Genomic DNA, 598 nt, shown 5'->3' on the forward strand with positions numbered 1-598 from the left:
CGCTTTTTTAGAATAATAAAGGTATCGGCAACATTAGGTGGCATCGGATCGGTGGCTACCTCTGCGGTTCCTAATTTTGCAAATACCGCTTTGACCTCTGGAAATTGTTTCACCCTCTGTTCAACCAAATCCTGCATGGCGATGGCTTGAGTCAAACTTGTCCCAGGAATACGCATGGCATGCATGGCAATATCACCTTCATCAAGGCTTGGAATAAATTCGCCGCCCATACGCGATGCAATAAACAAACTCAATACAACTAAGACAACGGCAGCCCCTATAACCCAACGCCGCGCATGAAAAGATCGCCGCAAAACACGTGCATAGCCAATTGAAAGATAATGCACCAGCCAATTTTCTTTTTCCTGAACACGTCCTCGCAAAAAAATTGCAATTGCTGCTGGTACAAAAGTAAGTGCGAATAACATCGAGGACATGAGGGCAATAATCACGGTTTCTGCCATAGGCAAAAACATTTTGCCCTCCACACCCGTTAATGTCAGAATAGGAAGATACACAACGGTAATAATAAAAACCCCAAAAATACTGGGCCGAATGACTTCGGTGGTGGCATAAGAAATCACTTTTAAACGCTCTT

Annotated in this window: 1 protein-coding gene; it reads right to left on the reverse strand. The window is 44.0% G+C overall.

What is annotated here, in order from left to right; translation table 11 throughout:
• A partial coding sequence (locus A8O27_RS18245) for an efflux RND transporter permease subunit (RefSeq protein ID WP_211269278.1) occupies positions 1 to 598 on the reverse strand: 598 nt, incomplete at both ends.

Origin of the sequence: Legionella bozemanae, from assembly GCF_001648595.1 — a bacterium.
GTDB classification, from domain to species: Bacteria; Pseudomonadota; Gammaproteobacteria; order Legionellales; family Legionellaceae; genus Legionella; species Legionella bozemanae.